The following is a 14,141-nucleotide window of genomic DNA, read 5'->3' on the forward strand; positions in this document are numbered from 1 at the left end:
GTCCAAGTCCCCCATGTCCAAGATCCTCTACACGCTGACCGACGAAGCACCGTTCCTGGCCACCCAGTCGCTGCTGCCGATCGTCGGCGCCTACACCGCCACCGCAGGCATCGTGGTGGAAACCCGTGACATCTCGCTGTCCGGCCGCATCCTGTCGCTGTTCCCTGAACTGCTCAGCGACGCGCAGAAGGTCAGCGACGACCTGGCCGAGCTGGGCCAGCTGGCGACCACCCCGGACGCCAACATCATCAAGCTGCCGAACATCTCCGCCTCGGTGCCGCAGCTGAAGGCGGCCATCAAGGAACTGCAGGACCAGGGCTATCCGCTGCCGGATTACCCGGAAACCCCGGCCGACGACCAGCAGCGCGACTACAAGGCGCGCTACGACAAGGTCAAGGGCAGTGCGGTGAACCCGGTGCTGCGCGAAGGCAACTCCGACCGCCGTGCACCGCTGTCGGTGAAGAACTACGCGCGCAAGCATCCGCACCGCATGGGCGCCTGGGCGTCGGATTCGAAGTCGCACGTCGCGCACATGGCCGCCGGTGACTTCTACGGCAGCGAGAAGTCGGCCACCCTGGCCAACGCCGGTTCGCTGAAGATCACCTTCCACGGCAAGGACGGCAGCGCCGTCGTGCTGAAGGAAAAGACCGCAGTGAAGGCGGGCGAGATCGTCGATGCCGCCGTCATGAGCCGCAAGGCACTGGCCGCGTTCATCGGCGAGCAGATTGCCGATGCCAAGGCCCAGGGCGTGCTGTTCTCGCTGCACCTGAAGGCGACCATGATGAAGGTCTCCGACCCGATCATGTTCGGCGTGGCGGTGAACGAGTTCTACAAGGACGTACTGACCAAGCACGCCGACGTGCTGAAGCAGGCCGGTTTCGATGCCAACAACGGCATTGGTGACCTGGCTGCGCGCCTGCCGTCGCTGCCTGAAGCCACCCGCGCCGCGATCGAGGCCGACCTGGCCGCCGAGTACGCGCAGCGCCCGGGCGTGGCCATGGTCAATTCGGACAAGGGCATCACCAACCTGCACGTGCCGAGCGACGTGATCGTCGACGCCTCGATGCCGGCGATGATCCGCGACTCGGGCAAGATGTGGAATGCCGAAGGCAAGCTGCAGGACACCAAGGCGGTCATTCCGGACCGCTGCTACGCCGGCGTGTACCAGGCCGTCATCGACGACTGCAAGGCGCACGGTGCCTTCGACCCGGCCACCATGGGCTCGGTGCCGAACGTCGGCCTGATGGCGCAGAAGGCCGAGGAGTACGGCTCGCACGACAAGACCTTCCAGATCGCCGCCGATGGCGTGGTCAAGGTCACCGATGATGCCGGCGCCGTGGTGTTCGAGCACGCCGTGGAAGCTGGTGACATCTGGCGCATGTGCCAGACCAAGGACGCGCCGATCCAGGACTGGGTCAAGCTGGCCGTCGAGCGCGCCCGCCTGAGCAGCACCCCGGCCGTGTTCTGGCTGGACGCCGCCCGCGCCCACGACGCGCAGGTCATCGCCAAGGTCGAGCAGTACCTGAAGGACCACGACACCACCGGCCTGGATATCCGCATCCTGCCGCCGGTGGAAGCCACCGCGTTCTCGCTGGACCGCATCCGCAAGGGCGAGGACACCATCTCGGTGACCGGCAACGTGCTGCGTGACTACCTGACCGACCTGTTCCCGATCATGGAACTGGGCACCAGCGCCAAGATGCTGTCGATCGTGCCGCTGATGGCCGGTGGCGGCCTGTTCGAGACCGGTGCCGGTGGTTCGGCCCCGAAGCACGTGCAGCAGTTCGTTGAAGAGGACTACCTGCGTTGGGATTCGCTGGGTGAGTTCCTGGCCTTGGCCGCGTCGCTGGAACACCTGGGCAACCGCTACGACAACGCCGCTGCCCGTGTGCTGGCCAAGGCGCTGGACGAAGCCAACGGCCAGTTCCTGGACAACGACAAGTCGCCATCGCGCAAGCTGGGTGGCATCGACAACCGTGGCAGCCACTTCTACATCGCGCTGTACTGGGCCCAGGCCCTGGCCGCGCAGGACGAGGACGCCGCCCTGAAGGCGCGCTTCGCCCCGCTGGCCAAGACGCTGACCGACAACGAGCAGAAGATCGTCGAAGAGCTGATCGCAGTGCAGGGCAAGGCCGTGGACATCGGCGGCTACTACCGCCCGGACGTGGCCAAGGCCAGCAAGGCGATGCGCCCGAGCGCGACCTTCAACGCCGCGCTGGAACAGCTGCGCGGCTGATCCACTGCCGTTCGGCCGTGACACCGGAACCCGCGCTTCGGCGCGGGTTTCTTTTTATGGCGCTGGGGTCAGATTCCTTTTGCAAGCAAAAGGGATCTGACCCCATTCGACCCGTGTCCAGAACCGTGACATCCGTCGGTCGTCGGAATGCCGTCAACGGGGCATGAAACTTGCCCGCGATGGCGGTCGCAGAATGGATCGGCGCGGTTTCGCAGTCGCCTTGAATCTGAGCAATCGATCACGACGGCCGCCGCTGGCGATGCCCTAGCCTTGGCGACGCGAGGCCACCGGGGAGGTGGCCGCACGGGGAACACGGATGGCACGCGTGCTGGTAGTGGGAACCGATATCCAGGGCGAGCAGGCCCTGCTGCAACGGCTGCGCCTGGCCTCGGCGCTGCCGGATGGCCAGGTCCGCCGCAGCCAGGATCTGGACGATTGTGATCTGCTGGTCATCCGCGATACCCCGGCGCTGCGCAACGCCGCCCAGCGCATGCGACAGCAACGTCCGCGCCTGCAGTGCTGGATCGAGGACATCGGCGGCCAGCTGCGTGATGGCGACGGGCATCAGGACGTGCTTGATGACGGTGCCATCGGTCGCGCGTTGCGTCGCATGCAGTTGGCACCGGAGCCCCTGGTCATGCAGACACCTGCGCCGATCCGCCTGGCAGATGGCGCGCACGCCATCACCCGTCTGCTGCGCGAGCGGCTGCCGCTGCGACAGGGCCAGGCACTGCTGGGTGATGCAGGCGAGCCTCTGCTGCTGATGGATCTGGAGCACGATCAGGCCGTGCTGTTGCAGGAGCCGGCTGCGGCGCTGGTGGAGCGGCTGGCCGATGCCTTTGAGCGCCTGCAGCTGGACGCGCTGACACCGGCGCGCCTGCAGGCCCTGGCCGGCGAGCGGCCACGCCAGCCGCTGCGGCCACTGCTGTGGCAATGGGCGCAACGCAGCCGCCATTGGCAGGCGCTGGACGAGCGCCTGCGCGGCGCCTCGGTGAAGCTGCTGCGCTGGCCGGACTTCCGCGTACTGGGCCATGACCACGATGGCTTCCGCCTGTGCTCGCTGCTGCTCAAGCGTGCGTGTACGGTTGAGGAATGCACGATGCTGCTCGAACTGCCGGCGGCGGCCGTTCGCGATTTCATCCATGCCGCCTATCTGTGTGGCTACGCGCAGCTGCAGGCCGCCCCGGCGACGCTGATGATGGCGGCAGGTGGCACCCGCACCGACAACGGACTGCTCGCCCGCCTGTGGCGGCACCTGCGCGGGAGCGAGCGCAATGCGTGAGCACAAGGTGGTCGTGCTGGGCGGCATGGGCAGCGGCAAGTCGACGCTGGTACGCAGCATCGCGGCTGGCGCGGTGGTCGACACGGATGTGGCCAACAGTGATCGCCTCGGCGCCGACAAGGCCTCCACCACCGTGGCGCTGGACTATGCAGACATCGACCTGCCCAACGGCGAACGCCTGCGTCTCTACGGCACACCCGGCCAGCAGCGTTTCGATTTCCTGTGGCCGATCCTGCTGCAGGGCGCGCGTGGCGCGGTGCTGCTGCTGGATGCGCGCCGCGCCGGCCTGGCCAGCGAGCTGGAAGGCTATCTGCAGGTGCTGCAGCCGTTCGCATCATCCTTGGCACTGGTCGTGGCGGTCACCCACCTGGACCAGGCACCGCAGGCCGCACTGGATGACTGGGCCATCCGTGCCTGCCTTGACGACCAGCCGCTGCCGCTGCTGGCCGTGGATGCCCGTGACCGAGGACAGGGACTGCTGCTGATGGATGTACTGATGAGCGAAATGGAAGCGCACGCACTGGTGGCTGCACATGGCTGACGGGCAGCTGGCGGTACTGCCCGACGCCGGTCAGCGTGAGCGCCTGCAGCCCCTGCTGCAGGACCTGCAGCAGCGGGTCGAAGGCGTGCGCACGGTCGTGCTGGCCAGCGTCGATGGCTTTGCCCTGGTCAGCGCCGGCGCCGAAGGGCGCGGCGAACGGCTGGCGGCGATGACCAGCGCGATGCTGGCGCTGGCTGCGGCGGTCGGGCGCGAACTGGTGCTGGGCGATCTGCAGACACTGATGCTGGAAGCGGCGGGCGGAAAGGTGCTGATGCTGGCGATCCAGGCCGAAGGGCGCGCACCGTTGCTGCTGATGGCGGCCTGCGACCAGCGCAGCGTGATCGGCCAGGTGCTGTGGCAGAGCAGGGAATGTGGCCAGGCGATCCTGGCCGAACTCGGCGGATCGTGAGCCCGGCCGCAGGGGAACAAGGGGCTCGGACCAACATCGACAAGGGGTGCGACGTGGCTGGATTGAATGATTCGTTGAACGCACTGATGGGCATCGACGGCGCGCAGGCAGTGGCGCTGGTCGATTACGAAAGTGGCATGCTGCTGGGCGAAGCCGGTGCCGGCATGGACATGGAAGTGGCCGCCGCCGGCAATACCGAAGTGATCCGCGCGAAGATGAAGACCGCCGCATCGCTGAACCTCAACGACAGCATCGAGGACATCCTGATCTCGCTGGGCAAGGCGTACCACATCATGCGCCCGGTGGCGAAGAAGAAGGGCCTGTTCTTCTACATCGTGCTGGACCGTACCAAGTCCAACCTGGCATTGGCCCGGCGCAAGGTGCAGGACGTGGAGGCCGAACTGGCGATCTGAGCGGCCGCCTCCGTAGCGCCGGACCATGCTCGGCTGCTTCCAGCCGAAGCAGCCGAGCACGTTCGGCGCTGCCTTCAGGCTGCTGGAAGCAGCAGTGCAGAGACGAACGAGAGAGCCTTGCTGTCGCGTGCGGCGAAGTACCTGGGCGCATGATCTGGCAGCCACACTTCGTTGAAGTGGCGGCGGAAGTCCTCGTAGAACTCGTTGGGATACAGCTTGGCCTGCACCGTGCGGCCGTCCGGGTAGGCGTGGTCATACGTGGGCAGCGCATCGGTGTCGACGCCACGATGATCCCTCAGCCATTTGCAGAACAGTCGGCCTTCGGAGATGTCCGGCACCAGCGCCTGCGGGAGCGTATAGCCCGCCTGCTCCAGCGGTGCGATCAGGTTCAACGTCAGCTCGTTGAGCATCGAGAAATGGGTGTACGGCACCTTGGCACGGTTCTGCATGTAGCGGTCGATGTGCACGGGCAGCAACGCATTGGCGCGACCCTGCTGCCATTCCACCACCCACTGCGAGACCTTCACTGCGAACCTGCGCGACAGCCACTGGCCGAGGTGGATGGCGAGGTACGGGTGGATCCAGGTGCCCTGCATGGCCGGGTTCCCACCGGATACCACGTGGATCAGCTCATTCTCGGACAGCTTCGTCTGCGCCATGAGCTCCTGCAGGAACTCCTCCGTCGATTTCAGTGCCCGGTAGTCGGACCAGCGCTTGCCGACGGACTGGCACAGGGCGGTCGCGCTGATGTAGCCGTCGCGGGCGCGCTGCGGGATGACGTTGCCTTCCTCCACGCGCGGAATAAAGGTCATTTGCTGCATGCGTCACCTCGTGCCGTTGTTGGGCCTGAAAGGGTAGGCAGCAGGGAGGCATCAGGTCTGTAGGAATCGTTGCGTTTGTCGCGGCATGCAGTGGCCCTACACAAGCCACCCCACGCCAGCGTATGGTGAGGCAGGTCCTCCCGGGTGAGCCCTGCATGTCCGAGCCTGACACCGTTGCCGACTTGGCGTCGCGCATCGCCGGCGCCATTCACGCCGGCTTCGAGCAGTATCACGCCCGCTTTGCGGCGATCACCGCCCGTGCGCGGCAGCGTTTCGAGCAGCGCGACTGGGTGGGCGCGCGCCGGGATGCAGTCGAGCGCATCGCGTTGTACGACCTGTGCATTGCCGAACAGATGGATGCGCTGCGGCGTCTCGCCGGCGAAGCGATCGGGGAACGCGCGCTGTGGCTGCAGGTGCATGCGCGCTATAGCGCACTGCTGCGGGGGCTGATCGACGCCGAGCTGTACAAGACCTTCTACAACACGCTGTCGCGGCGCTTGTTCTCCACCCGTGGCGTGGACCCGGCGCTGGAGTTCATCGCCTTCGATGTCGAGCCGTCCGATGCGATCACCCACCCGGTCGCACGGCATACCTATGCGGTCTCGCCGACGCGGCCGGTGGAGGCTCTCCAGCGCGTGCTGGCCGATTACCGCTTCGACATTCCGTATGCGCACCAGCTGCGCTGCGCGGCGGCCATCGCTGTGCGCCTGCAGGATGATCTGGCCCACTGGGGTGATACGCCGGTGCGCAGCATCGAGCTGCTCGACACCGTGTTCTACCGGGAACGCCGCGCCTACCTGGTGGGTCGCGTGTTCGGCGAACACCGCTTCTCACCGTGCGTGATCGCCCTGGTCAACGATGGGCAGGGCCTGCGTGCAGATGCGGTGCTGACCCGGCGTCGCGATGTCGCCCATCTGTTCGGCGTGTCGCGCAGCTATTTCCAGGCCGACCTTGCCACGGTGGGCGATGCGGTGGTGTTCCTGCGCAGCCTGTTGCCGGGCAAGCCCATCGATGAGATCTATACGGTGCTGGGCCGCGCCAAGCAGGGCAAGACCGAGCGCTACCGCACCTTCTTCCGCCACTTCAACGAACATCCGCAGGAGCGGCTGGTGCATGCCGAAGGCACGCCGGGCATGGTCATGGCGGTGTTCACCCTGCCCAGCTATCCGCTGGTGTTCAAGCTGATCCGCGACCGCTTCGCGTGGCCGAAGTCGATGTCGCGGCAGCAGGTGGAAGAGAAGTATGCGCTGGTGTTCAACCTCGACCGTGTCGGTCGCCTGCTTGATGCGCAGCCGTACCGCCATCTGCGTTTCCCGCGCGACCGCTTCGCACCGGCCTTGCTGCAGGAGCTGCTTGCGCAGTGCGCGCAGAGCGTGCGCGTCGATGGCGATCAGGTGGAAGTCGCACTGTGCTACGTGCAGCGTCGCTTCCGTCCATTGAACCTGTACCTGCGCGAGCAGGGCGGCGATGCGGTGCGTGCGGCGGTACTCGACTACGCGCAGGCGATCACCGACATGGCGCGCAACAACATCTTCCCCGGCGACATGCTGCCGAAGAACTTCGGCGTATCGCGGCATGGCCGGGCAGTCTTCTACGACTATGACGAGCTGTGCCTGGTCAGCGACTGCGTCTTCCGCGCCTGGCCGCAGCCGCGCACGCCGGAGGAAGCCATGGCCGACGAACCCTGGTTCCACGTCGGGCCACGCGACGTGTTTCCAGAGCGCTTCGGCCCGTTCATGGGCCTGCCGGCGGGCGAGCTGGCGGCGGTGCGCGAACATTACCGGCACCTGTTTGATCCCGCGTGGTGGCAGGGCCTGCAGGCGCGCTTCGCCAGCGGTGATTATCCGGATACCCCGCCCTATGCGGCGGTCCATCGCCTGGCCTGAACGGCGTGGCGTGGACTGCCTGCCGGTCCCGCTCGGACTGCGGTACGCTCGGGGTTCACCTCATCACCATGGATCCGGCAATGATGCGTTCCCCCCTGTTCCTTGCGCTGGCCCTGGCGTTCGCCGCCGGTGCTCCCCTGCTGCCGGCCGATGCCGTGGCCCAGAACGCGCGCGCCGTGCGCGCCACTGCCGAGATGAGCATGGTGCTGTCGGGCAGTATCGACGTGGCGGCCGATGGTTCGGTCAGCACGCTGGTCCTGGACCAGCGTGCCATGCTCGCACCCGGCATCGTGTCGTTCGTGGAAGGCGCCATCCGCGGTTGGCAGTTCGAACCGACGCTGCGTGATGGCACGCCGGTGGCCGTCCACGCGCCGCTGCGCGTACGCCTGCGTGGCAAGCAGCAGGAAGACGGCAACTACCAGATCAGCATGACCAGCGTCGACTTCAGTGAATATGATCCGAAGGCTACCGATTCGATCACCCAGAAGCGCATGCCGCCGCCGCGCTACCCCGAAGAGGCCTTCCGCAATGGCGGGCAGGGTGACGTACTGCTGCTGGTCAAGGTCGCACGCGACGGCACCGTGGCCGATGTCATTGCCGAGCAGGTGAACATGACCGTGGTCGCACCGGAACGGACCATGGCCAGGATGCGCGACATCTTCGCCAAGGCCAGTATCAGTGCGGCCCGCAAGTGGACCTTCTCGCCGCCGACCACCGGCGAGGACAGCACGCGGGATTCATGGACCGTGCGCGTGCCGGTCACTTTCGCCCTGAACAACAGCGACAACGGCCAGCCGGAACGCTACGGCCGCTGGCGTGCCTTCATCCCCGGCCCGCGCCAGGCCGCACCCTGGCGCACGCCGGATGGCGCCGGACAGGCGGGAAGTGATCTGCTGCCGGCCGGCGGCGTGTACATGGTCGATGGCACCCAGCGCGGCCTGCGCCTGCTGACGCCGCTGGCGCAGCGCTGAGCCCGGTGCGATGGAGCGGTCGGCCAGGCCGGCCGCTTTTCAGTCCGCGTACGGGTAGACCACCACGCGGTTGCGGCCCTGTTCCTTGGCCATGTACAGGGCCTTGTCGGCCAGCCGCAGCGCCTGCTCGGCATCGACATGGAAGCTGGGGAAGTGGGCCACGCCCAGCGACACGGTGATGGTGCCGACCGGCTCGAACGGATGATCGGCGATGTGCTGGCGCAGGCGCTCGCCGGCCTGGCGCGCCGAGTCGGTACTGATGCCCGGCAGCAGCAGCAGGAATTCCTCGCCACCGGCACGGCAGAGGATGTCGCTGTCGCGCGAGTAGCGGCGCATCTGGTCGGCGATATGGACGATGGCGGCGTCACCGACGTCATGGCCGTGGCTGTCGTTGATCGATTTGAAGCGATCGATGTCCAGCGCCAGGATCGCGAACGGAATGCCCTGCACCTGCAGCGCATCCAGCGCCTGCTGCAGGCCGCGGCGATTGAGCAGGCCGGTCAGCGGATCGGTACGGTTGGCGCGGTTGAGTGTGCCAATGCGGTCCTGCAGGGCGTTGAAGCTGTGCAGGACCGCCTGCTTGAGCTGGGCAACCTCGAAGTACCATGCGCGGATGCCGCTGACGTGGTTGATCGCGCTGCCGGTGTCCTCGCCACCCTGCACGTTGCGCGCCAGCTGCCACAGCGGCATCGAGATGCGCCGGGCGAACCACCAGGTGATCAGCAGTGACAGCAGGCCGAGCGGGATCGCGTTCCAGATCACCGCGGTCATCAACCGTGACAACGGCTGCAATGTGGCCTCGGTCGGCCGCTGGGCGATGATGCCCCAACCAGTGGCCGGTACCGGCGCGTAACCGGCCAGCATCGACACGCCCAGGTTGTTACGGACCTGCTGCGCGCCGCGCTCACCGCGCACCACCGCCTTCACCGCCGGGTTGCCGACCACGTAGTCGCCGACCCGCTTGCCGTCGGCGTGGTACAGCAGGCGGCCATGGCGGTCGACCACGTACAGGTAGGAGCCGTCGCGGTAGTAGTGCTTGCCCAGCAGCGTATGCAGCGCGCTGCGCTGGCGCAGGTACAGGGTGCCGCTGACGTAGCCGCGATAGTGGCCCTGGCGGTCGAAGATCGGGTGCGACAGCGAGACCAGCAGCTTGCCTGTGGTCGACTGGTACGGGTCGCTGATCATCGGCTGGCGTGCAGCCAATGCGGCATTGTTGCCGACGCTGTGCAGGACCTCGCCCTGCAGCTGCAGGGTCTGCGGCGAGGTGGCGATCACCAGGCCGTCGGCGTCCACCACCAGCGAGGAATTGAAGCTGTTGGTCTGCAGCTGCAGGCGGCTGGCCTCGTCCTGCGCCTGTGCCGGATCGAGGTCACTCTGGCCGAGCCGGGTGGCGGCGTAGGCCAGCTCCTGCTGCGCGGCCAACAGGAAGTTCTGGGTGGTCTCGGCCAGCTTGGTGGCATAGACGCGGTTGGCTTCCAGGGTATTGCCGACAAGCTGGTCGCGCTGCACGCGGTAGCTGGCCAGCAGGGTATTGGCCAGGGCGATGATGGCGCTGAGCAGGGCCAGGGCGAGGATCAGCTTGCCCAGGTTGAGGCGGGGAGACAGCGTTCGCATGCGTCGACGGATCCGGCAGGAGGCTGGACCCGACCGGTTCTCCGGAAGGGGCGACAGCGGAATCGGTGGCCACGCCCGCAGGGCCGGGCAGGGTATCGGGCGGATTATCGCCAAAAGTCGGCGGCGGCAAAGTGAAGTGGGTCGCCCTGCAGGCAAAAAAAAACCTGCCGCAGCGAGCTCGGTGCCAGGACGCGTGGGCGCAGGGTCAGTCTGGCTGGTCAAGGAAATCTACAACTATTCGCATGGTACCTGCCCCCGGGAACTGAAAGCATGGTGCGTTTGGAGGATGCACGTTCATGCGATTTCTGCTGCAGAGCTTGAGGGTTCTTCCTTGCGCAACCCATCGAGGCCACTTTGTCGAATCCCATCTTTCGCGGGTTCGCATGCACCTGAATGCCGGTGACCATGCTTCGGCCGAGGCCGTGATGGCGGGGGTGCCGGCTGAGACCCATGAGCACCTTGTCTGGCGCTTGTCGGTGGAACGTCGGGTTGGTCGATGGATCAAGATGTGGACGCAGGCGTTGCCACAGTCCTCTCACCCTCTACTGGTTTCTGCATATGCGGAAATCAACAAGGCATGGTCAGTCCGCGGTGAGAGCTACGCAGCGGATATCCCGATGTTGCGGCGACGCAGATACCCCGGGATCATGATGCAGGCATATCGGAAGCTCTCGGACATCGTGGCCCAGGAGCCTGGCAATGCAATGGCGTTGGCTGGCCTGATTCACTGTGACGTCGTGGTCGGCACCGGTGACGGAAACAGGGATGACTGGCTCAATGCGGCGATGGCGGCCGAGCCGTTCCATTGCCCTTCGATCGTGCAGTATGCGAGAGGGACATGGCAGCGCTGGGGAGGCGAGCCGGATGATCACTTTCGATTTGCCGATTGGGTGGTTGAGAACGCGCCCGCTGGCAGCTGCTCGCACATCGTGGCTGCACAAGCGCTGCTGGATGATGCCCTGACCGTGGCGGACGGCTTCAGCTCAATGCGAGGAATCTCCCGCCATCTCGGAAACGAGACAACCGCTGCGTGGCTACGCCGCGCAATACTGAAATGGGCCGGTGCCACGCCGGAAACCCTGGAGTGTCGTCTGCGGGACATTGCATCCCTTCATGGCGACAGCTATCACGGGATCTGCATGGAGACATTTGCATTTGCGGCGTATCTCGCGGGTGCCAAAGATGAGGCCCGCCAGCTGCTGATCGCATTGAGGGGGCGATTGCAGGCTGATGTATGGGAGATGCTGTTGCCGTCCATTCCCGGCTGGCTGGCTGCCGTTGGCCTCAGGCATCGGGCGGCGCACCTGGCGCATGATCGCATCTGTCGTGATCTGGAGTTGGACCCGCGGCAGATCTGCCGATAGCTCCATGGTGCCCACGGACGGGGACGCTGGTTCCAATGAAGAGGCCCCGCATCGCGGGGCCTCTTCTGGTTCCATCTATGCCGTGGATCAGCGCTTCATCGAACCGAAGAACTCGTCGTTGGACTTGGTGTTCTTCATCTTGTCCAGCAGGAACTCCATCGCGGCCATTTCATCCATCGGATGCAGCAGCTTGCGCAGGATCCAGATCTTCTGCAGCAGTTCCGGCTCGATCAGCAGGTCCTCGCGGCGGGTGCCGGAGCGGTTGATGTCGATGGCCGGGAACACGCGCTTTTCAGCGATACGGCGGCTCAGGTGCACTTCGCTGTTGCCGGTGCCCTTGAACTCTTCGTAGATCACCTCGTCCATCTTCGAGCCGGTGTCGACCAGCGCGGTGGCGATGATGGTCAGGCTGCCGCCTTCCTCCACGTTGCGCGCGGCACCGAAGAAGCGCTTCGGGCGGTGCAGGGCGTTGGCGTCCACACCACCGGTCAGCACCTTGCCCGAGCTCGGCACCACGTTGTTGTAGGCGCGGGCCAGACGGGTGATCGAGTCGAGCAGGATCACCACGTCCTTCTTGTGCTCGACCAGGCGCTTGGCGCGCTCGATGACCATTTCGGCCACCTGCACGTGGCGCGCGGCCGGCTCGTCGAAGGTCGAGCTGATGACCTCGCCGCGCACGGTGCGCTGCATTTCGGTCACTTCTTCCGGGCGTTCGTCGATCAGCAGCACGATCAGGTGCACGTCCGGATGGTTGGTGGTGATGGCAGTGGCGACCTGCTGCATCATCATCGTCTTGCCGGCCTTCGGCTGGGACACGATGAGCGAGCGCTGGCCCTTGCCCTGCGGCGCCATCAGATCGAGGATGCGGCCGGTAATGTCTTCCGACGAACCGTTGCCACGCTCCAGGGTGAAGCGGCGGCGCGGGAACAGCGCGGTCAGGTTCTCGAACAGCACCTTGTTCTTCGACGCTTCGATCGGCTCACCGTTGATGGTGTCGACGATGTTCAGCGCGAAGTAGCGCTCGCCGTCCTTCGGGAAGCGGATGCGGCCGGAGATGTGGTCGCCGGTGCGCAGGTTGAAGCGGCGGATCTGGCTGGGCGAGATGTAGGTGTCGTCCGGGCCGGCCAGGTAGCTGGCTTCGGCCGCGCGCAGGAAGCCGAAGCCGTCCGGCAGGATTTCCAGCACGCCATCGGCGGCAACGCCGTCGCCGTGGCGGGTCAGCACCTTCAGCAGGGCGAAGATCACGTCCTGCTTGCGGGCACGGGCCACGCCTTCGGAGATCTGCAGCTGCTCGGCGATCTCCAGCAGCTTCTGTGCCGGCATGCGCTTGAGGTCGCTCAGCGAGTAGACCGGGAAGCCCTCGGGCACGTTGGCGTGCGGGCGCGGCACGAAGGGCTGCTGCTCGCCGCCGTCCTGCGGCATGCCGTCATCGCGGCCACCGCGGTTGCGGTCGCGGTCGCGACGGTTGCGGAAACGGTCGCGGCGATTGCCCTGGCCCTGCTGGCCGTTCTGGTTGTAGGGGTTGTTGTTCTGACCCTGGCCCTGGTGCTGCCCACCGCCCTGGTGGTTCTGCTGGCGCTGTCCGGATTCGCGGCCTTCGCCACCCTCACCGCCGCCGGAGGCGGGGGCTTCAGTGGCAGGCGCGCTCGGCGCGGGGGCGGCTGCAGCCGGTGCCGGCGCTTCGGGCGCGGCTGCCAGCGGCAGGGTCGGTTGCGCCGGAGCGGCGCTGGTTTCGGCGGCTGCCGGGGCGGCGGCCTTGCTCACGCGGGGCTTGCGCACGCGCTTTTCGGCGGGCGCATCGGCGCTGCCGGTTTCGGAAGTGTTATCGGACAAGAGCGTTATTCCTCGCTTGAAGGTGCGAGCGCCCGGCTGGGGCGGCGAACGTTGGGAATGGGTCTGGAAGAAACTGCGTCCAGAGGGTGCGGCACGCGAGCGCGGCCGGATATGCCGACACTATCATCGGCCTGCGGCGGCATGCAAGGGTCGCCGGGAACAGCATTCATAATGGACGCGGGGCGCCCGCCGGCAGCCGCGGGCAGCGGCTGCCGGGAACAGCAGGATCAGGCCAGGGCCTTGTCCAGCAGGCCGGCCAGCTGAGCCTTGCCCACCGCACCGATCTGCTCGCCGACCTTCTCGCCGTCCTTGAACACGACCAGGTACGGAATCGAACGCACGTGGTACTTGGCGGCCAGTGCGCGGTTGTGGTCGACGTTGACCTTGGCGATCTTGGCGCGGCCCTGGTAGGCATCGGCCAGTTCGTCCAGCGCCGGGGCGATCATCTTGCAGGGGCCACACCACTCGGCCCAGAAATCGACCAGCACCGGTTCCTTGGAATTCAGCACTGCGCTATCGAAGTCGGCGTCGCCGACATGTACAACCTTGTCGCTCATCTTGGTTTCTCGTCTTGGATTGCACCCGGCCATGCCGGAGGTGGGTGAACTGGGCCATGCCCGGTGGCGCGACCCTCGTCGTTGCCTCGCGGCGCACTGCCGCGGTGCGTTCGGCGGGATGCCTGGACGCTCACGGCCGGCAGTGTACCCCTATCGCAGGGCAGGGACAGGCGCCGGTTGGAACCCAGCGTATCGTGATCGCTTCGATGGCCGG

General features: G+C 66.4%; 12 protein-coding genes. 8 read left to right on the plus strand and 4 right to left on the minus strand.

The window, feature by feature from the left end; translation table 11 throughout:
- Positions 1–13: 13 nt before the first annotated feature.
- The 5 genes from ACUVWL_RS19385 to ACUVWL_RS19405 all read left to right on the plus strand — a co-directional run bounded on the left by ACUVWL_RS19385 (position 14) and on the right by ACUVWL_RS19405 (position 4,881).
- On the plus strand, positions 14–2,236 hold the full coding sequence (locus ACUVWL_RS19385) for an NADP-dependent isocitrate dehydrogenase (RefSeq protein WP_046432822.1): 2,223 nt from the start codon (positions 14–16) through the stop codon (positions 2,234–2,236).
- A gap of 316 nt (positions 2,237–2,552) precedes the next feature.
- Entirely contained in the window at positions 2,553–3,518 is a 966-nt protein-coding gene (locus ACUVWL_RS19390; RefSeq protein WP_014648642.1) for a hypothetical protein, read from the plus strand.
- The gene (locus ACUVWL_RS19395; protein WP_014648641.1) at positions 3,511–4,059 is read left to right on the plus strand and encodes a GTP-binding protein; all 549 of its coding nucleotides are present in this window, start codon (positions 3,511–3,513) and stop codon (positions 4,057–4,059) included. The genes ACUVWL_RS19390 and ACUVWL_RS19395 overlap by 8 nt, the downstream gene beginning before the upstream one ends.
- Positions 4,052–4,468 (plus strand): roadblock/LC7 domain-containing protein, encoded by a 417-nt coding sequence (locus ACUVWL_RS19400; protein WP_014648640.1) that lies wholly within the window; start codon positions 4,052–4,054, stop codon positions 4,466–4,468. Before ACUVWL_RS19395 ends, ACUVWL_RS19400 begins: the two co-directional genes overlap by 8 nt.
- A 53-nt stretch (positions 4,469–4,521) precedes the next feature.
- Positions 4,522–4,881, plus strand: coding sequence for a hypothetical protein (locus ACUVWL_RS19405; protein WP_014648639.1), 360 nt, complete (start codon positions 4,522–4,524; stop codon positions 4,879–4,881).
- Positions 4,882–4,955: 74 nt separating this feature from the next.
- On the opposite strand, the gene ACUVWL_RS19410 is transcribed toward ACUVWL_RS19405, so the two are convergent.
- The gene (locus tag ACUVWL_RS19410) at positions 4,956–5,702 is read right to left on the minus strand and encodes a KilA-N domain-containing protein (RefSeq protein WP_014648638.1); all 747 of its coding nucleotides are present in this window, start codon (positions 5,700–5,702) and stop codon (positions 4,956–4,958) included.
- Between the two features lie 155 nt (positions 5,703–5,857).
- Here ACUVWL_RS19410 and aceK point away from each other — a divergent pair, with 155 nt between their 5' ends.
- A complete protein-coding gene (gene aceK / locus ACUVWL_RS19415) occupies positions 5,858–7,588 on the plus strand; it encodes a bifunctional isocitrate dehydrogenase kinase/phosphatase (RefSeq protein WP_049439331.1) in 1,731 nt (576 codons plus the stop codon).
- 80 nt (positions 7,589–7,668) lie between these two features.
- Complete coding sequence (locus tag ACUVWL_RS19420; protein WP_049439329.1) at positions 7,669–8,559, plus strand: energy transducer TonB; 891 nt, start codon at positions 7,669–7,671, stop codon at positions 8,557–8,559.
- A gap of 39 nt (positions 8,560–8,598) precedes the next feature.
- Here ACUVWL_RS19420 and ACUVWL_RS19425 read toward each other — a convergent pair whose 3' ends face one another.
- On the minus strand, positions 8,599–10,173 hold the full coding sequence (locus tag ACUVWL_RS19425; protein WP_445978670.1) for a sensor domain-containing diguanylate cyclase: 1,575 nt from the start codon (positions 10,171–10,173) through the stop codon (positions 8,599–8,601).
- Between the two features lie 296 nt (positions 10,174–10,469).
- Between ACUVWL_RS19425 and ACUVWL_RS19430 the strand changes: the two genes are divergently transcribed.
- On the plus strand, positions 10,470–11,537 hold the full coding sequence (locus ACUVWL_RS19430) for a hypothetical protein (protein WP_445978671.1): 1,068 nt from the start codon (positions 10,470–10,472) through the stop codon (positions 11,535–11,537).
- A gap of 87 nt (positions 11,538–11,624) precedes the next feature.
- Here ACUVWL_RS19430 and rho read toward each other — a convergent pair whose 3' ends face one another.
- Together rho and trxA are read right to left on the minus strand one after the other, a co-directional pair.
- Positions 11,625–13,370: a transcription termination factor Rho gene (gene rho / locus ACUVWL_RS19435; protein WP_046429862.1), complete on the minus strand. Its 1,746-nt coding sequence runs from the start codon at positions 13,368–13,370 to the stop codon at positions 11,625–11,627.
- A 227-nt stretch (positions 13,371–13,597) separates the two neighbouring features.
- The gene (gene trxA / locus ACUVWL_RS19440; RefSeq protein WP_005411275.1) at positions 13,598–13,927 is read right to left on the minus strand and encodes a thioredoxin; all 330 of its coding nucleotides are present in this window, start codon (positions 13,925–13,927) and stop codon (positions 13,598–13,600) included.
- Positions 13,928–14,141 lie beyond the last annotated feature (214 nt).

It is taken from the genome of Stenotrophomonas muris (assembly GCF_052751275.1).